The sequence below is a fragment of the Aliiroseovarius sp. ABM4_368 genome, from assembly GCF_056161205.1.
In genome coordinates this window covers 38626-56703 of sequence record NZ_JBSWYR010000005.1, presented here as the reverse complement: position 1 = coordinate 56703, position 18078 = coordinate 38626, and the positions used below count along the sequence as shown (strand labels likewise).

The 18078-nt window shown below is 57.5% G+C and carries 16 protein-coding genes; 8 read left to right on the top strand and 8 right to left on the bottom strand.

All coding sequences use genetic code 11. The features are described from left to right. Positions 1-18: 18 nt before the first annotated feature. Positions 19-885, top strand: a complete 867-nt coding sequence (locus ACXAH3_RS14600) for an intradiol ring-cleavage dioxygenase (RefSeq protein ID WP_474862833.1) — start codon at positions 19-21, stop codon at positions 883-885. A 331-nt stretch (positions 886-1216) separates the two neighbouring features. Further along, complete coding sequence (locus ACXAH3_RS14595) at positions 1217-2227, top strand: nucleotidyltransferase family protein (RefSeq protein WP_474862832.1); 1011 nt, start codon at positions 1217-1219, stop codon at positions 2225-2227. Between the two features lie 9 nt (positions 2228-2236). Here the strand turns inward: ACXAH3_RS14595 and ACXAH3_RS14590 are convergent, their stop codons facing one another. Next, entirely contained in the window at positions 2237-3415 is a 1179-nt protein-coding gene (locus ACXAH3_RS14590) for a replication initiation protein (RefSeq protein ID WP_474862831.1), read from the bottom strand. Between the two features lie 492 nt (positions 3416-3907). On the opposite strand from ACXAH3_RS14590, the gene ACXAH3_RS14585 reads away from it, so the two are divergent. Both ACXAH3_RS14585 and ACXAH3_RS14580 read left to right on the top strand, forming a co-directional pair. Beyond that, positions 3908-5293, top strand: coding sequence for an AAA family ATPase (locus ACXAH3_RS14585; RefSeq protein WP_474862830.1), 1386 nt, complete (start codon positions 3908-3910; stop codon positions 5291-5293). Then, positions 5293-6384, top strand: a complete 1092-nt coding sequence (locus ACXAH3_RS14580; protein ID WP_474862829.1) for a ParB/RepB/Spo0J family partition protein — start codon at positions 5293-5295, stop codon at positions 6382-6384. Before ACXAH3_RS14585 ends, ACXAH3_RS14580 begins: the two co-directional genes overlap by 1 nt. Before the next feature lie 27 nt (positions 6385-6411). On the opposite strand, the gene ACXAH3_RS14575 is transcribed toward ACXAH3_RS14580, so the two are convergent. The 6 genes from ACXAH3_RS14575 to ACXAH3_RS14550 all read right to left on the bottom strand — a co-directional run bounded on the left by ACXAH3_RS14575 (position 6412) and on the right by ACXAH3_RS14550 (position 13174). Then, positions 6412-7467, bottom strand: coding sequence for a tyrosine-type recombinase/integrase (locus ACXAH3_RS14575; protein ID WP_474862828.1), 1056 nt, complete (start codon positions 7465-7467; stop codon positions 6412-6414). A 542-nt stretch (positions 7468-8009) separates the two neighbouring features. Then, positions 8010-8267: a winged helix-turn-helix transcriptional regulator gene (locus ACXAH3_RS14570; protein WP_474862827.1), complete on the bottom strand. Its 258-nt coding sequence runs from the start codon at positions 8265-8267 to the stop codon at positions 8010-8012. Next, entirely contained in the window at positions 8267-9988 is a 1722-nt protein-coding gene (locus tag ACXAH3_RS14565; RefSeq protein WP_474862826.1) for a SulP family inorganic anion transporter, read from the bottom strand. Before ACXAH3_RS14565 ends, ACXAH3_RS14570 begins: the two co-directional genes overlap by 1 nt. 56 nt (positions 9989-10044) lie before the next feature. Continuing rightward, on the bottom strand, positions 10045-10305 hold the full coding sequence (locus ACXAH3_RS14560; RefSeq protein ID WP_474862825.1) for a helix-turn-helix domain-containing protein: 261 nt from the start codon (positions 10303-10305) through the stop codon (positions 10045-10047). Positions 10306-10698: 393 nt separating this feature from the next. After that, complete coding sequence (locus ACXAH3_RS14555; RefSeq protein WP_474862905.1) at positions 10699-11601, bottom strand: 5-dehydro-4-deoxyglucarate dehydratase; 903 nt, start codon at positions 11599-11601, stop codon at positions 10699-10701. Between the two features lie 43 nt (positions 11602-11644). Beyond that, complete coding sequence (locus tag ACXAH3_RS14550; RefSeq protein WP_474862824.1) at positions 11645-13174, bottom strand: aldehyde dehydrogenase (NADP(+)); 1530 nt, start codon at positions 13172-13174, stop codon at positions 11645-11647. A gap of 352 nt (positions 13175-13526) precedes the next feature. Here ACXAH3_RS14550 and ACXAH3_RS14545 point away from each other — a divergent pair, with 352 nt between their 5' ends. The 4 genes from ACXAH3_RS14545 (at position 13527) to ACXAH3_RS14530 (ending at position 17705) form a co-directional block, all read left to right on the top strand. Further along, a complete protein-coding gene (locus ACXAH3_RS14545; protein WP_474862823.1) occupies positions 13527-14249 on the top strand; it encodes a GntR family transcriptional regulator in 723 nt (240 codons plus the stop codon). A gap of 408 nt (positions 14250-14657) precedes the next feature. After that, on the top strand, positions 14658-15635 hold the full coding sequence (locus ACXAH3_RS14540; protein WP_474862822.1) for a Bug family tripartite tricarboxylate transporter substrate binding protein: 978 nt from the start codon (positions 14658-14660) through the stop codon (positions 15633-15635). Positions 15636-15708: 73 nt separating this feature from the next. Next, positions 15709-16182 carry a tripartite tricarboxylate transporter TctB family protein gene (locus tag ACXAH3_RS14535; protein WP_474862821.1) on the top strand — a complete coding sequence of 158 codons (474 nt, stop codon included), beginning with the start codon at positions 15709-15711 and terminating at the stop codon, positions 16180-16182. Continuing rightward, positions 16182-17705 (top strand): tripartite tricarboxylate transporter permease, encoded by a 1524-nt coding sequence (locus tag ACXAH3_RS14530; RefSeq protein ID WP_474862820.1) that lies wholly within the window; start codon positions 16182-16184, stop codon positions 17703-17705. The genes ACXAH3_RS14535 and ACXAH3_RS14530 overlap by 1 nt, the downstream gene beginning before the upstream one ends. 28 nt (positions 17706-17733) lie before the next feature. Here the strand turns inward: ACXAH3_RS14530 and ACXAH3_RS14525 are convergent, their stop codons facing one another. After that, positions 17734-18057: an NIPSNAP family protein gene (locus ACXAH3_RS14525; RefSeq protein ID WP_474862819.1), complete on the bottom strand. Its 324-nt coding sequence runs from the start codon at positions 18055-18057 to the stop codon at positions 17734-17736. Positions 18058-18078 lie beyond the last annotated feature (21 nt).

Sequence of the window (18078 nt, the reverse complement as noted above, 5' to 3'; positions counted from 1 at the left end):
AACTAAGGAGATGAGAAGGTGACAGAAGAACACGACGCGCATGATCTTGGCTTTGCCCATGATCTGCCCCGGATGATCGGCCGCCGGAACCTGCTGGCCTTGATGGGCGGGCTGGGTATTAGCACGGCCTGCGCACCAGCTGCGAGCGCATTGCAATGCGTTGCCTTGCCTTGGGAAACCGCTGGTCCCTATCCGGGCGATGGCACGAATTCCAAGAATGGGCAGGTCGTCAATGTTTTGACGCAGGCCGGTGTGATCCGCTCTGATATCCACGAGTCCTTCGGCGAGTATTCAGGCAGCGCCGAAGGCGTGCCGTTTGAGCTTGAGCTGACTTTGGTTGATGCCGATGGGTGTACGCCTTTGGCCAATGCCGCGATCTATATCTGGCACTGTGACGCGCTTGGCAAATACTCGCTCTATGATCTGACGGACGCAAACTTCCTGCGGGGTGTTGGGGTCGCCGATGCCAATGGCAAAGTCCGCTTCACCACGATCTATCCGGGCTGCTATGATGGCCGCTGGCCGCATATCCATTTCGAAGTGTTCGAAAGCGTTTCTGCGGCCATCTCGGGCGAGGCTTCGGTGTTGACCGCACAGATCGCCATGCCCAAGGCCGAAAGCGCAGATGTTTACGCTGCCGATGCGCGCTATTCCAACGGCACGCGCAATCTGAGCCGGATTAGCATCGCCAGCGACAATGTGTTCTCGGATAACACCGACGCGCAGATCGCGCAGCAAACCGCCACGCTCGGCGGCAGCGCGACAGCTGGTTACACTGGCACGCTGACCATCCCTGTGGATTTCAGCGCCGAACGGTCAGCCCCAATGGCACCGCCTCCGGGCGCTGGCAATGGTGGGAGCGGCAACCCACCGCCGCGCAACTGATCGCTGCAGCGCCTCAAGGGGGGGCATGGCATATCCATTTCGAAGTGTCACATAAGCATATTTTGATGCGTCAATGTCGTACCCAACAAGCCAAACGACCTACCGGCTGATGCCGGTAGGGTTTTCGATATGCTTCTCCAAGTACTGAACCCGACCAACGGTGACACCGCAATTGCGACGATCAGGGCCAGGAACATCCTGCTCAAGATCGCACTCCACCCCTCTTGCCCGTCTTCACCCCTTTCAAGCTGTATTCTACAATAAACTATTTTGTTGAATACAACCCCCTGCCCTGCCATATTCTACAAACCGTAAATTTGTAGAATACACCATGCTACACCGTCATTCCTCGTCCGCCCATGCGGCTTATCACGACCTGCTTCGCGCGCTTCTGGACGACGCGGTATCGGATCTGCGCGGCTCGCCCACCAAGATCACGCGGGGCGGCAAGACATATTGGTATGACAGCTATCGCGTGGGCGCGTCGGTGCGCAAAACCTATATCGGGGAAGACAGCCCTGCCCTGCGCGCCCGACTGGACAACCATCAAACCCTACGCGCGCAGCGCGACGCCCGCCGCAAGGACCGCACCCGGCTTGTCCGTCTTCTTCGGGCCGAAGGCTTCTTGGGACTAGATGCCGCCACCGGCAGTTTGTTGAACGCCATGGCGGCGGCAGGCGTCTTTCGTCTGGGCGGCACCATCGTCGGCACCCACGCGTTTCGCCTGTATGAAGGCGAGCTTGGCCTGCGCTACGACCACGCCATGGTCGCCCATACCGATGACATCGACATCGCCAGCTTTTCGCGCCTGTCGCTTGCGCTGCAAGACGCGACCTCGCCACCCTTGGAAGCCGTGTTCAAGGATTTCGAATTCGCCCCCCAGCCCAGCCTTCAAAAGGGCAAGACATGGCGCTGGAAGCAGACGCGCGGAGACACGTTGGTCGAGTTTCTGACCCCCTCCTTTTCCGAACAGGAAGACATCCAGCCCCTGCCCGCCCTTGGTGTCGATGCGCAAGCTCTGCACCACCTGAACTATTTGATTGCCGCCCCGATCCCGGCGGCTGTCAGCTATCGCAGCGGCGTTCTGGTGCAGATCCCCCAGCCCGAACGCTTTGCCATTCACAAACTGATCACCGCCAGCCGCCGCAAAGACCGCGCCCGTCTGAAATCTGAAAAAGACCGCCGTCAGGCCGCCTTCCTGATCGAGGCCTTAGCCCAGGACCGCCCCGATGAACTGCACGACGCCTATGACGACGCCATGTCCCGCGGCCCGCGCTGGCAGGACCATATTGGCGCGACACTGGAACGCTTGCCAGATTGCAGGGCAATGCTGGGGGTCTAGCCCCCTGCCCTACTGATCATCAGGCACTAACTCGTCCCAAAACGCGAAAATCGCCTCGGCGTTCAGCGCCGACATCCAGCCGTGGTTTTCAAAATCCAGCCGCGCGGCGTTGTCGGTCAGTTGGCTCATGAACAACCGTTTGTCCGCGTCCCTTTGCGTCGGGCTGCGGCTTTGCACCAGCTCTTGCACACGCCGCAGCTTGGCTGACCGCGCCTTGATTTCGGGCGTGGCCGCCCTGCCCTTCTGCGGTGCCTCGGCGGGCACGAAATCCTCGCTGATCGCGCGGCTTAGGTATTTGGCGGGGCTGCGCACCTGCGCCTGTCCTGCGACATAGTCGATCTTCTGCGCAACATAGTCTTCACCATGTTCCGCAATCCACTGCCGCGCCAGCCGGTCGCTGACCCCCAGCTCCATCAGCCGGGCATAGGTCTGCGACGACCGCAGCCCCTCGCCGTCATCAATATTCAGGATTGCCAGCTGCGGATTGCGCCGGATCAGAAACCGGATATGGCTGACCGCGCGACCCATCTTGCGGGTTTCGGGCTCAACAATGATGTCCGAGACCTTGTTGATCTCGGATACCGCCGGTTTGATCACCTTCGCGTTCAGATGCTTATAGCTTTGATAATAGTCCGAGCCATCAACCCCCATCAGCCGCCGGAAAATATCCAGATCCCACCAGCCGGTGGACCCCGTCTTCACAAAACGAAAGCAGTTTTCATACAGCGCCAGCGCGTGCCCGCCCGTGAACTGCCGTTGGATGTTCAGATTGATCAGCGCGAAAACCTTGGGGTCGTGCAGCTTTTCCGCCAAAGCCGGGGAATACGCATACTCACACACGCCCCCCTTCAGCTTGGCATAGGACAACAGCGCAGAAACCCCCCATTCCTGCCTCCCTGCCTCGTCCAGCATGTCCCATTCGGCGACCGTTTCCGCCAACCCCCGCAGCGCGGTCTTCAGCGTTTCCACATCGTTCGAGTTATAGCCGATCATCAGGCACAAGGCCTGCGCATCAATCCGGTGGCTGCTTTGGCTGGTCAGCGTGTCATAGGCGTTCAGCAACAGCACATTGGACAGCTTGCGCTGCAACAGCGAAAGCTTGCCCGACACGTGGATCGCCGCCACGTTCTTTTTCACGCTTTCGCGTTTCAGCGCGCCAGTCAATCGCGCGTTGGAAGGGGTATTCATCTGCTCGGTCCCGTTCTGGGTTTTGGCGAGGATGGCATATTTGGCACCCAAACTCAATCTTGCTATGGGTGCCTATCTACGGGATAGACCCTCCCGAAGATGGGTACCTTTCGGGTTTAAGGGACCCGTTTGCAGGACAAGGTTGGCGACAATTACACAGATCGCACGCGATATTTGCACTATTTCAACCGTTCCTGAATCCCGGCACCCGTTCTCCCGCCTTCAGGAGTCCTTTGCCCCGGGAATCGGGCCCATTGATCCCGCATACAGGCACCTTTAGTCCTGTGAATTGGTACCGAAAGGTACGTATCATATTGATAATGTTTACTTACTTGGACCCAAAGTTCTTAAAGACCTTAAACTAAATACAAGTTTGGTGATGCCTTTATGAAGGAAGTTTCGCAGCGAAACCGAAAGAACGTTCCCATCTTGCCTGTGATGTGCGATGTTTCCGCGTATAAACGCCTAAACAGCAAATATAGTGACGAGCAGATGGCACAAGCACCCAAGACCCCTCCCCCGCCTTATTTTAACATCAATCCCGAAGAGGCCGCTAAGAAGTTATCCGGCCCTATCAGCACCGCCCGATTCGCCAAAGCGGCAGCCTTCGCATCAAAAGGCCGCGATGATCTGGCCAAGCGCGGATATGCGCCCGATGGCAACAAACGCCTGCGCCGGTTTTCGATCTGGGAGATCTGTAAATACCTGATCCCCGTCGCCCCCGCTCATTTCCGGCGTGTTCTGAAACAGAATGATGGGCTGCCCCAAGGCGAAGGCGAAGGCGGCGCAAAATGGTTCACGCTTGAAGATGTTTTGAAGCTGCGGGACTACTTCGCCTCGGAAGGGGTATCGACCCGCGAATACCGCCCCTATCGCCCCGAAGGCGTAGACGCCAAAGTTATCGCCGTGGCCAACTTCAAAGGCGGCGTTGGCAAGACCTCGACCGCAGGGCATCTGGCGATGTCAGCAGCCCTTGATGGCTACCGCGTGCTTGTGGTCGATCTGGACAGCCAGGGCTCGATGACTTCGATCATGGGCGGCCGGGTCGAGGATGAATGGCAAACAGCTTTCCCCCTGATGGCCAAGCACTATGCCCAGCACGTCACCGCCGAAAACAAAGTGCGCGAAGCCGCTGGTCAGCCCCCCCTGCCCCTTGACGAAACCCTGACCGAGGCGTTGGGTTTCGCTGCGAAACAGGTCATCCAGAAGACCCACTGGCCGAACATTGATCTGATCGGCGCGCAGTTGAACCTGTACTGGGCCGAGTTTCAGGTCCCCGTCTGGCGGATGCAGATGCGATCATGGCCGCTCTGGGACGCGCTGTCAGGCTTTATGGAAGACGAAGGGCTGCTTCAGGATTACGACCTGATCATCCTCGACACCCCCCCTGCCCTTGGCTATTTGACCATCAATGCGTTGGCCGCAGCCGACATCCTGCTGATCCCGCTGGGCGCGTCTTTCCTTGAGTTCGACTCGACGGGCCGTTTCTTCGACATGCTCTATTCCACCTTCGCCTCGATCGAAGACGGTGAAAACGCCATGCGGCGGCAACACGGGCTTGAGGAAGTGCGTTTTGAATGGGACGCCGTGCGCGCCCTAATCACCCGCTTTGACGCCTCGCAACAGACCGATCTGGCCAACGTGATCCAGGCCTATTTCGGGGACTTCATGACTACTTACCGGCAGGAATTGACCGCCATGGTCGGGCAAGCTGGTGAACAGGTGAACGGCATCTACGAAGCCGATTACCGCGAGTTCAACCGCGATACCTATGTCCGCGGACGCGAGACGTTCGATCGCACATGGGCTGAGATCAAGGAGCTAATTCTAGGTTGCTGGTGGCGCGATCTTCAGATGGCTGAGGAAGGAGAGGACTGATGGCGAAACGACGTAAACTGGTGGCCCCAAGCGCTGCCGATCTGGACCGGATCGAAGAAGAGTTTCGCAGCGAAACCCTGCGAAAATCCCCCATGGCTCCCATTGCGCAAGTCGCCGCCGAGGCCGCCCAGCAGGCCGAGGTTTTGCCGCCCGAGACCCGCAGCGAAATCGCCAAGGACAAGGCCGACGCCGAACACCTGCGTGATGCGCAGTATAAAGGGTTGGTTATGGTCGAGATCCCGCTGGATCAGATCGACAGCGAAGACATGGTTCGCGACCGTATCACCGTCGACGAGGCCGAAATGGACGAGCTGCGCGCCTCGATCCGCGCCAATGGATTGCGCCTTCCGGTCGAGCTTTACGAGCTGATCGAGCCAAAAGGCGACATGCGATACGGCATCATTTCCGGCTATCGTCGGGTGCTGGCGATGCGCGGCTTGTATGCCGCCACGGGTGATGCGGCCTTTGCCACGGTCAAAGCGCTGATCAAACTGCCCGAGACCTTGCCGCACGCCTTCGTCGCGATGGTCGAGGAAAACGAAGTTCGCGCCGATCTCAGCCATTTTGAACGTGGACGGATTGCTGTGATCTCGGCCCAAAACGGAATTTTTGACACGGTTGAGGCCGCCGTGAATCAGCTTTTCGCGACAGCGTCCAAGGCCAAGCGATCCAAGGTCCGGTCCTTCGCGATGGTGTTCGAGGCTCTTGGCGACATGCTCAGCTTCCCGGAAAAACTGACCGAGCGCCAAGGCCTTCGACTGGCCAGCGCGCTGCGGGCTGGCGCAGAAAGCGATATTCGCAACATGCTGGCGGACGGGCAGGGGGTTGATCCCCGAACTGAATGGGATCTGTTGGAAAGCGTCATCGAAGGCTACGAGGGCGAGCCGCGTGATACCTCGCGCGGGGGGCGTCCGAAAACCGCGCCACGCAAGCGTGAAAGCGGCCCTGCGGTGCGGACCTCGACCGGGTTTGTTCTGCGTCGCGAACATGACGGGCAGGGCTATCTGATCCGCCTTGAGGGGCGCAAGGCAGATGCCGAAATGGTTGACGCTTTGATCCGTGAAATGGAGCGGTGGCTGGAAAAACCCTGAGGGGTTTCGCAGCGAAACCTATCGTGCCTAAAGTCCCGCGGCCTTGGTCAGGTTTACCCTGAACCGGTCGCGGCGGCGCTGGTATCGACGGGTCATTTCCGCCGAGGCATGGCCCAGATGTTTCTGCACGAAGCGTTCATCCACCTCGGCGGACGAAGCCAATCCAGCCCGCAAGGAATGCCCGGAAAACAGCACCATGCGTTCTTTCTCGGGCAGGTCGGCGCGGATCCCGGCATTAAGCACTGTGCGCTTGATTAACCGCGCCACATGGCGGTCGTTCAACCGTGCTTCCAGCGCCCGTTTCCCATCGCGCGAGGTGCGCACAAACACGGGGCCATAGTCGATCTTGGCGAAGTGCAGCCATTGTTCCAGCGCGTGAACAGGGCAGGTTTGTTCGGATGATCCCCGACCAATTTCAACTTCGCGCCAACCGGTTTTGGCGTTCAAGGTCAAGACCGCGCCGCCTTCCTGAATATCGATCCAACCGCCGCTGTCAGGCGTGTCGTCCCGGCCGCAATCAAGGCTCACGATTTCCGAGCGCCGCAAGCCCCCGGCGTAACCGATCAGCAGCATCGCCCGATCGCGAAGCCCGCGCAGATCAAAATCCAGTGTGGCGATCATCGCCAGAATGTCCTCGGGCAAGATCGCTTCTTTCTGGCTCGGAGGCCGCGCGTGTTTGCGCCGGATCCCGGCCAACACGCTGGCAATGTGCCGGTCCCGTCGGTCCAAGCTTAGCCCGCGCTGCGCAAGGTTCCACGCCAGCCCAGATAGTCGTCGTTCGATGGTCGCAACCGACAGGGCAGGGGCGTCATCTGAAGGGGTCGCAAGGTCGGTCAGGTAAAGCCCAATCATCTGTTCGGATGGGGGCAGGGGGGAAGCCCCATTCATCCGGCACCAGCGCGTGAAATGCGCCCAGTCGGCGGCATAGGCCTTCGTCGTGTTCTCGGCCGTCGCGGCCTGTGCATAATCCCGTGCACGATCCACAAGACGATCCAGCGTTCCCGATCCCGCCATATGATCGGGCAGGGCAATTGGGTCGTCTAACGCGGGCTGAGGTGCTGGATTTTCATCTGATTTGGCCATGTTTGGCAGCTTATCGCAGTTATGTCTGATAATGCAAACTTATTGGACATAATATGATTTTGAAGGGTGAGGCGGTTTTGTCGGGATTATTGTGGAATAAGCGCCGCATGGAAATCGGGACGTATCTTGATAGATAGCCGGATTTCCTTCGAGTTCAGCTTGGAGACCCTAACCCAACTGCCAGGTCTGGTCACGGCGGAGCGTGCTGAAACCCTTGAGGATGTGGCCTTTTTGTCAGGCGTGGCGCTTAGCCATCTGCATCTTGTGGTAGGGCGAAAAGAGTTGCCCAGAGCTTGTTGCGAGACAGGTTGGCGCTGCGCGTGGCGGAGCGGTGGGTTATGGTGAAAACGTTGTATCGTTCGCTGCCTGAAGTCGAGGTCGAGCGGATTGCCGACCTAAGCAAGCGCGATGAGGAGTTACGGGGTCGGTTTCGATGCCATGATATTTCTTCTATGTGGCAAAATACCATGTCCTCGGTGCTGTACAATTGCTGCTCGGTATCTTGGGTTCAGCTGAAACTAGCCTTCCATTTGCCCCTAAGATCATGATCCCTTTGCCGACTTCTTCGCTCGCTCCCATATGCGGGTGCAGCAGACCCGTTCGGCAGGTCGCACCAATCCGTCGCGCTCCATTCGGCGCAGCAGGTTTAGTATCCCACTGTTGCTCATGCCCAATGCGTCTCGCAGTTCCGCTTGTGTGCGTGGACGTTTCAGGGCGTCGAATACGAAACGTCTTCGCGCCTCGGCTGGGCCGTTGCGGCGACGCGGCTCTCGACCATTTTCCCTGATAGTGTGGGGCATCAGCTGGCCTCCTGATATCGGTTGTCGCCATGACGCACCCGTATCAAAGATTCATCCACCGTAGCGGCATATTGGACCAGTGGACGCTTTAGGCCATGGGTCACCAACACACGCTGGATGTCGCGGGTTGCGCCCGTGAGCCAAAGCGCGGTCCCCCGCTTTTGCGCCTTGTGTGCGAGACCCTTGATCATGTCAGCGCCGGTCGAGTCGAGGAACGGTACGGCCGAGAAGTCCACGATCAGCGCCTTGTGTGTGTCCTGTATGCGGTCAAGGACCGATCCGATCGAGGCTGTCGCACCAAAGAACAGCGCGCCGGTAATCCGGTAGATGACGACATCGGGGTTCGCGGCTTGCTCTTCGTGGTATTCGACACGCGGATGGGCCGTGTCGGCTTCGTCACCGCTGACGAAGGCGCTGGATGTCGCAACCTGCGTTGTCCGACTCATTCGGTGAATGAACAGAACGGAGCCGAGTGCGAACCCAACGATGATGGCTTCGGTCAGATCGCGGAATATGGTGAGGAAGAATGTGGCACCCAATACGGTTGCCTCTCCCCATCCTGAGCGGACGAGGATTGCGATGGCCGGTTTCTCGATCATGTTCCAGGCCACAACAGCCAAGACCCCGGCAAGCGCGGGAAGTGGAATATACGAGGCCAGAGGTGCTGCGACCAGTATGAACAGCGAGAGGAATAACGCGTGCAGCATACCCGCCAGCGGGCCATGCGCACCGGCCCTGACGTTGGTCGCTGTCCGTGCGATGGTTCCGGTTACGCAGAAACCGCCGAAAAGGGACGATCCAATATTGGCAGCGCCCTGCGCCACCAGTTCGCAGTTGGAACGGTGGCGGCGCCCGGTCATGCCATCAGCCACGACGGCCGACAGAAGCGACTCGATAGCGCCCAGCAGGGTGAAGGATATCGCAGCCGGGAGGACCGCGACGATGGCCTCGATAGAATAAGATGGAAGCTGTGGTGTCGGAAGCGACGAGGGGATGCCGCCGAACTTCGTACCGATTGTCTGTACTGGGAGCGCCAGTAGCCCGGTTGTGGTCGCGGCAAGGCTGACGGCGATCAGCATACCGGGCCAGTGCGGACGCCAACGCCGCAATCCAAGGATGACGAACACCGTGGCCACAGACACGGCGAGCGCCGCCGTCGACAGGCTTTCCCGAGCCTCCCAAAGTGCCGGGAGTTTATCCAACAGCTCGCTTGGTTGATGCTCAAGCGTCAAGCCGAACAGCTCTTTGATCTGGCTGGCAAAGATAATGACCGCAATTCCGGCCGTAAACCCAACCGTGACTGGAAAGGGAATGAACTTGATGAAGGTGCCGAGGCGCAGGAGACCCACGATCGCAAGCATCAGCCCCGAAAGGAATGTGGCAAGGATCAGCCCCTCCATCCCGTGTTGGGCAACTGTGGCAGCTACAAGCACGATGAAGGCCCCAGCCGGGCCGCCGATCTGGAATCTCGATCCACCAAGGAGTGAAACAAGGAAGCCCCCGACGATGGCCGTGTAAAGCCCCTGTGCCGGTGTCGCGCCAGACGCAATGGCAATCGCCATCGAGAGTGGCAATGCCACGATGGCGACGGTTAACCCAGCGATGGCGTCCGCGCGCAGCTGCGTCAGCCCATATCCTTCCCGCAGGACGGTGACGAGTTTCGGGGTAAAAAGCTCGGCGAAGCTTGGAGCGTCGCTTTGTCTGTTCGTCTGGTCTTTCATCTATGGCCGCACCGTTTGGAAGGGATCTTCGGCGGTCGCCTTCGCGGGTTGAGGGATCAGAGTTTCGGCAAAGGCACCTTTAGTCTTACGCCGCGACCGCCAGCCGTGCTGGCGATGCCTTCGCCAATCAGTTCAACGCCGGCAAGTTCGAGTGCCTCGACGACTTTGGTCAAGCTGTCGACAACACCGCGTACGTTACCGTGGCTGGCCTCCATGCGTTGAATCGTCGGAACGGAAAGTCCCGCCAGTTCGGCCAAGGTTTTCTGGTCGATGCCGAGAAGAGCACGCGCCGCGCGCATCTGGGGGCCAGTGATCATGAAGTATGTCCTAGATTAGATAGTGGGTATCTAATTTATGTAAGATGATATTTCAAATATCAAATATACGGTACCTGGTATATAGTTTGAGGTGTATATATCGGCGAAGGTCTGCAAAGGTGTTTCGCAGTGGCCCTTCGTTACATGATGCCGCAGGGCTTCATGCCGCCGCGTCGAGGCAGTTCAAAGGGGTTTCTGCGAACGGCCAGAACGCCTGGAACGCCCCCTAATTGAACCTACCTTGGGATCATAAAGCCGTTCCATCCAATCGCATTGGGGCAAGGGCGCGAACGCCCTTGTTTGTGTCTTGGCGCGTGACCAAAAGCGTATCGGTTTTTACCTGTGGCAGGGAAAACCGATACGCTTTGCCACTTTGATGTGACGCGAAACGCTTTAGTTGTATCCAGCTATCAAGTCGCGCATCATGTCGACTTCTTCCGGGGTCAGGTCGGTCAGCGGTGCGCGCACGGATCCGGTCTTAAACCCACGAAGCGCAACGCCAGCCTTTACGGCGGATACCGCGTATCCGGACTGCCTGTCGCGGATCGCGGCGAAACGGTAATAGAAGTCCTTTAGCATCTGTTCACAAACAGCATCATCGCCAGCTAGAAAAGCCTTGTGGAACTTAAGTGCGGTTTCGGGCACGAAATTGAAAACGGCGGAAGAGTAGGTTGGCATCCCAGCACCCTTATAGGCTTGGGCAAAAAGCTCGTGCGTTGGCATGCCGCCAATATAGGACAAGCGCTCGCCCAGTTGGGCCGTGACGCGGCGCACGGTGTCGATATCACCTGTACCGTCCTTAAAGCCGATCAGGTTTGGGCATTCATCAGCGAGCTGTTCCAGCGTTTCGGCAGAAATCTGCGCTTGACCACGGTTATAGACGATCACGCCCATGTTGGTTGCGTTGCACACGGCGCGGATTCGATTTGCGACGCCTTCTTGCGGGCATTCGGTCAGATAGTGGGGCAGCAACAAGATGCCGTCTCCGCCTGCTGCTTCGATCTCGCGAGCAAGGTCGCAAGCCATACGCGTGCCATACCCACAGCCTGCAATGACAGGCGCGTCGCCCGAGATTTCTTTGGTCGCGCGAACAACCTCGACGATTTCGGAAGGCGCAAGCGAGAACATTTCGCCAGTCCCGCCAGCGACGATCAACCCGGCCACCGGGTATTGCGACAGCCATTCGAGGTGGTCTTGAAAGGGCGACTTGGCAAACTTGTCTTCGGCGTCAAACGGCGTGACGGGGAAGGACAGAAGGCCTTTGCGAATGATCTCGCGCAGGTCATTGGGTGCAATCATTTTTTTCTCCAGTCTATTCGTTGTTTTTGGCTGTGCCGGATCAGGCGAGATCGGCAGGCAGGATGTTTGCGGGGATGTTCTGATAGCAAACCGGGCGCAGGAAGCGGCGGATGGATAGGGTGCCCACCGATGTTGCGCCGAAGTTGGTCGAGGCCGGGTAGGGACCACCGTGCACCATGCTGTCGCAAACTTCGACGCCGGTGGGGAAGTTGTTGACCAGTAGGCGACCAGCTTTGCGTTCCAGCACCTGCAAAAGTTGACGTGCAAGGGGGGCATCCGCGTTGTCCATGTGAATGGTCGCGGTAAGCTGCCCTTCGAAGCCGCGGGCCAGTGTCATCATCTCTTCGGCATCAGTGACGCGGACCACAAGGCCCAATGGGCCGAAGACCTCTTCGCCCAAGGCGTGATCCTGAAGGTAAGAGCTTGCATCGGTTTCAAAAAGGTTTGGCAACGCGTTTCGATCCGCGCTTTCCGACGTTAGCAACGGCTTCACGTTGTCACGGCCCTCAAGGCGGTCTTTGCCGTCTCGGTAAGCCTTTGCGATGCCATCGGTCAGCATGACCTGCGCATCGGTTTTCGCCAGACTGGTGCGGGCGGACGCGATAAAGGCGTCACCTTCGGCGCCTTGTGGTACAATGGCAATGCCGGGGTTGGTACAGAACTGACCCGCACCCATGGTAAGCGAACCGGCCCAATCAGCCCCAAGCGTATCGGCGCGATCAGCTAGGGCTTCTGGCAGCATAAACATCGGGTTCACCGAGCCCAGCTCTCCGAAGAATGGAATAGGTTCGGGGCGCTGAGCGCAGAGATCAAAGAGCGCACGACCGCCGCCGAGCGAGCCGGTGAAGCCTACTGCTTTGATCAGTGGGTGTTGCACAATGGCTTGGCCGACTTGACGGTTTCCGCCTTGGATCAGGGAGAACGTGCCTGCGGGCAGGCCACATTGTTTAATTGCCGCATCAATGGCGTCTGCAATGATTTCACCGGTGCCGGGATGGGCAGAGTGCCCTTTGACGACGACGGGGCAGCCCGCCGCAAGGGCAGCAGCAGTGTCGCCACCGGCGGTCGAGAATGCCAGCGGGAAATTCGACGCGCCAAAGACTGCAATGGGTCCAATGGGGCGCATCATCATACGCATGTCAGGACGTGGCGCAGGTTGCCGGTCGGGCAGTGCTTCATCATGACGGGTGTCGAGATAGTCCCCCTTAATGATATGCGTAGCAAAAAGGCGCAATTGGCCGGTGGTGCGGCCGCGTTCGCCGATCAAGCGCGCTTCAGGAAGGCCGGATTCGCTGGTACCTATCTGTGTGATGGCATCTGCGCGGGCCTCGATTTCATCGGCAATTGTGTTGAGGAACTTCGCACGCTCTTCGCGCGACGTATAACCAAAGGTCCAAAATGCGTCTTCTGCGGCCTGACAGGCGCGGTCAACTAAATCGACCGATCCGACTGCGAAATCGAAAGAAGGCCCAAAGGCCGGTTCTGAGGCAAAGGTGTCTTCGTTGGCGACCCATTCGCCCGCGATTAGGTGCTTGCCATGAGGGGTGAAACTGCAGGATGTGCCGTCCATAAAAGGTTCCTCTTCCTTAAAATCAACATCGACATTCTGGCCTGCCAAGGTGGGGTCCCACATCCGACAGTCCACACGCACGCAGCCTGAAACCTGCCAAGGGCAGGCCGAAGCGACTTCGTTTGTGAATTGATGATATACACTAATATTTTAGTTTTTAAAGGGGTCAATTTTCGATATTTACCCGCTATGGTTTTCCAGATGATGTGCCAAAGCGCGATCGGAAGCCCGTTCGCCAGCCTTGGTATTTCCCGGCAAACTCCGGAAAGCCTGTCGGGCAGGCCGTGGTGATGGGAAAAGAGAAACTAAAGACAACCGGTGCCCAAGGCGCTGGAAAAACAGGAGCAATCAGATGAGCCTGCCCATACAAGCCGCACTAGACCTGCTGCATCACAGCCAGCCGTCGCGACGTGTCACGGCCTCGGACCGGATTTATGACGATCTGCGGCAGCGCATATTGTCGTTGGAATTGCCGCCGGGGACGAATTTGTTGCGTGCTGAGCTGGCCAAAAAGTATGAGGTAAGCCAGACACCTTTGCGCGATGCGCTTCAGCGACTAGAGCAAAACGGATTGGTTCAGATCTTTCCGCAGTCTCGGACGCTGGTGACGCGTATTGACAAACCAAAGATCCACGAGGCGCAATTCTTGCGTGTGGCGCTTGAAACGGAAGTTGTTCGACAACTGGCGCGGCTAGACGAGCCGCAGCGCGAACAAACAGTTGCGCGTGCGCGCTCTGTCATCGAGATGCAACGCGCTGTTACAAGCGAGTCTGACCAGCTTCGGCTTTTCCAAGAGCTGGACGAGTATTTTCACCGGACCTTATTTGAGGCTTTGGGCCAAGACAGCCTGCATGGTTTGATCCGTTCGCGTTCGGGTCATTTGGACAGGGTTCGACGGTTGCAGGTGCATTCGCCAGAGAAGATCGATTCCATTCTCAGCGGGCATGAAGAGATTTTGGCTGGGGTGGCCAGCGGAGACGAGAAGGCAGCCATGGAGGCCATGCGTGCCCATCTACGCAAAGCCCCTGATTGGGTAGATGAATTTCGCGCCTCGCACACAGATTACTTCGACTGAATGCACGAACGGGCCGGGCCGGCCTGTTCTTTGCGGCGCCGAATATAGGCCCAGAAATGTGTCACGCCTTGCGGCAATCAACTTCGTCCAATGGTCTCAAGAATCGACGGAAACGGGTGATTGTTGCTGGGCTTTACTTGTGTGGTGGTCTGGCAGATGTACGTTTTTGGTCGACACAAGGCACTGATCTTAAAAAGGTAATCCCGTAATTTCTCTAGAGAATGAGTAAGGGGCTTGCCAGTTCAAAAAGTATTCATATAGTAATGTATCAGTTGGAGCGCGGAGGTGGCTTCATGGTATTTTCACCGGTCCGTTGGCATGTTGCCGCGGATGAGGGGGATCCGGCAGACCCAGAAGGGGGAGTGGGCGGATTGGAAATGCAAGGCCTTCGCACAAATGGAGGACAATATGCTTAAACGAACCTTTCTTGGGGCAGCAGTGGCTGTCACTGCTCTTTTCCCAATGTCGGCGCTTGCCGAATACCCAGAGCGCGACATTCGCGTCATCGTGCCTTGGGGCGCCGGCGGTGGTACAGACGGTATCGTTCGTAAGATCACAACCATCGCAGAAGATAAGATGCCCGGCGATGCGTCGATGTATGTGGAAAACATCGAAGGCGGAATCAGCGCTACCGGAATTGGACAGCTGATGAGCGCCCGCGCTGACGGCTATACCGTCGGTGCGCTGACATATGACAGCATCGTCACAGTGCCTTGGCAAAATTTGCTTCCGACTTACAAAATGGAAAAGCTGAAGCTGATCGCGCGGATCACCAGCGAAGCTGACGCTTTGATCGCGGCCAGCAACAGTGACTATAAATCTTTGCAGGATGTATTTGATGCTGCCAAAGCGGAACCGGGAAGCGTGCGCATCGGCATCCAGAACTTGGGTGGTCGTATCCACCTGACGCTGCTGCAACTGCAAGACCTGACCGGCACGGAATTCAAAGTGATTTCCTATCCCGGTGGCGCGGCCCCGCAAAAAGAGGCAATTCTGTCCGGCGAAGTGGAGCTGGTCATTACAAGCCTGGGTGATTTCGCCAATCTTCTGGATGACGGCACAGTGCGTGGTCTTGTGGAATTTGGCGGGGCTCCGAACCCGACATACGATGTACCGTTGGCGAAGGACGAAGGCGTTGAACTTGAAAACGGCTCGTTCATCGTGATTGCAGCCCCTGCTGATACGCCAGATGCAGAAGTTGCCGCTATCGAGGCCGCCTATAAAGCTGCATATGACAGCGACGAGTTCCAGAACTGGGTCGCACAGGTCGGCGTAACCCCCGATTGGTTGGGTGTGGACACGGTAACCGAGTGGGCCGACGAGGCATCTGGGCAGCTGTTCACCACAATGGACGCCTTGGTCGAAGCTGGCGTGCTTTCGAAGTAAGCTGCTAGGTTAAAAACAGGGGCACCGGGTTGCACAAGCGATCCGGTGCCCTATTCGTCACCGGAGGGAAAACATGAGTGGTAAGAGCGCGTTACTGAGGATCGGGGTTGTGTTTCCCCTGTTTCTTCTCGTGTTGAATACGATCTATTTTGCAGCCTGTTTCAGCATCCGGGCCAATTTTACACCGGCGGGCGAGATGGGCCCCCAGCATATTCCAATGCTGGTGTCGGGCCTGATGTACTTGGCGTTGTTCGTTGTGCTGGTGCAAGAGCTCAAAAATCCGATGGAGAACGAGGGTATGGCCGGGTTCTTGCGTCCGTTCCTTTTGCTGCTGACGACGGCTGCCTTTGTCGGGCTTTTCCAGATTTTGGGCTATGTCATAGCGACGCTGCTGTTTGTGGTTTCGCTTTTCGTGATCTTTGAATTTGAAACCAAACGACCGGTGTTGTTTGCGTTTTACGCGGTGATGCTGACGGCTGTTTTCTATGGGTTGTTCGCGGGCGTCTTTGGTGTGCGACTGCCATCCCTGACCGGAGGCATCATCTGATGGATACTCTTACTACGTTCATGGGCGGGTTTGCCCAACTGGCTGATCCTACGATCCTGATGTTTCTGATTGCCGGTTTCTTGATCGGAACGTTCTTCGGTGCCATGCCGGGATTGACGTCGGTACTGGCCATGGCGCTGCTGTTGCCAATCACCTATTCAATTGATGTGGTGCCAGCGCTTGTGATGAGTTCTGCGATTTTCATGTCAGGGATGTACTCGGGGTCGATAACCGCAACGACAATCAACATTCCGGGCGCTCCTTCAAGCATGATGACCGCGATCGAGGGCAACGCGCTGATGCGTCGCGGAAAAGGTGCAAACGCGCTTGGCCATGCGGCGCTTGGTTCGATGGTGGGCGGCACAGTGGGGGCAATCCTGCTGATGCTATTCATGCCTATGGCGGGGTCTTTGGCGCTGTTGATCCAGACACCTGGTAAGTTTTCGCTGGTGCTTTTTGCGTTGGTCGTGATCATCCTGGTCGATGGCGGCAATATCGCAAAAGGGGCTGTCGCCACGCTGTTGGGTGTCATGATCGCCACAGTGGGTATTGATGTACTTCAACCCGTGCCGCGCTTTAACTTTGGCACAGAGCGGCTGGTTGAGGGGATCGACCTGATGCCCATCATTATCGGTGCTTTCGCCATCAGTGAAGTGTTGTTTCAGGCGCAGAACTGGAAAGACGATGCGGCCAGAGCGCTCGGTGAACAGGCCCGTAAGATCAAGATCAAGCGCCGCGATTTCATTCCACCGCTGTCCGAAATCCGCAAAATAGGGTTCTTTACCTATCTGCGCAGCGCCTTCATTGGCTATGCCATTGGCATCTTGCCTGGGGCAGGCGGTTCTATGGCGGCCTTTGTCAGCTATGCTACTGCGCGCAGCAGCAGCAAAAATCCTGAAGAATACGGCACAGGAAGCAAGCAGGGTATTGCGGCGGCGGAGTCCGGTAACAACGCTATGTGTGGCGGTGCCTTTGTTCCGATGCTGATGTTCGGTATTCCAGGCGATCCAACCACGGCTGTCGTGCTGGGCGTATTGGTGATCAATGGGCTTCAACCGGGGCCGCGTCTGTTGGAAACTCAAGCCGATTTGCTTGCGCCGATGTTTGCCGGGCTTTTGGTGTCAGCGCTGATCTTGATTCCGCTGACATTGTACCTTTTGGGGCCGCTGTTTATTCGGATCGTCTCTATCCCCAAGGGATTGCTTTACACTGCGATTGCAGTGGTGGCGCTGGTGGGCAGCTATGTTGCAACCTATTCTATCTTCCAGATGTGGCTGGCGCTGCTGTTCGGCATTCTTGCCTTTATCATGCGCAAGCTAAACTATTCGTCGGTTTCGCTGCTGTTGGGCTTTATCCTCGGGCCGGATCTGGAGCAGTACCTGAGACGAAGCCTGTCTCTGTCAGATGGCAACCCGATGGTTTTTCTGACCAGTCTGGACAGCCTGTTCTTTCTCGCGCTGACTGGTCTGTTTGTCTATATGCTGTTGTTCCGCAAACAAAAAACGCCCGAGATTCCAGCTTAGAAATCTCGGGCGGCGGTTTGATCTTTGATTAGGCCGTGGGATCGAAGAATGGGGCCGGGGTCAGAATCGTGTTGACCTGTGACACAAGGTATCCGGCCTCGGCGGACTTTTTCAAATAAGCCTGCCACTCCGGATCGGCTGCCATTGCGGCGCGTTTCTCGGCTCGGTCCGCAGCCGAGGCATAGGCCCAGATATGGACGTAAGAATTAACATCGCCGGTTTCGACTGCTCCATAGACGACCGGATAGCCAAGGTGTTTCGACTGCACGGCCCAGCCCGCGTCTTCATAGAGTTTCATGTGCTTTTTGATCGTGCCGGGGCGGCAAGTATAGGTGCGGTGATCATAGATCATTGGATCTTCCTCAGAAAATTA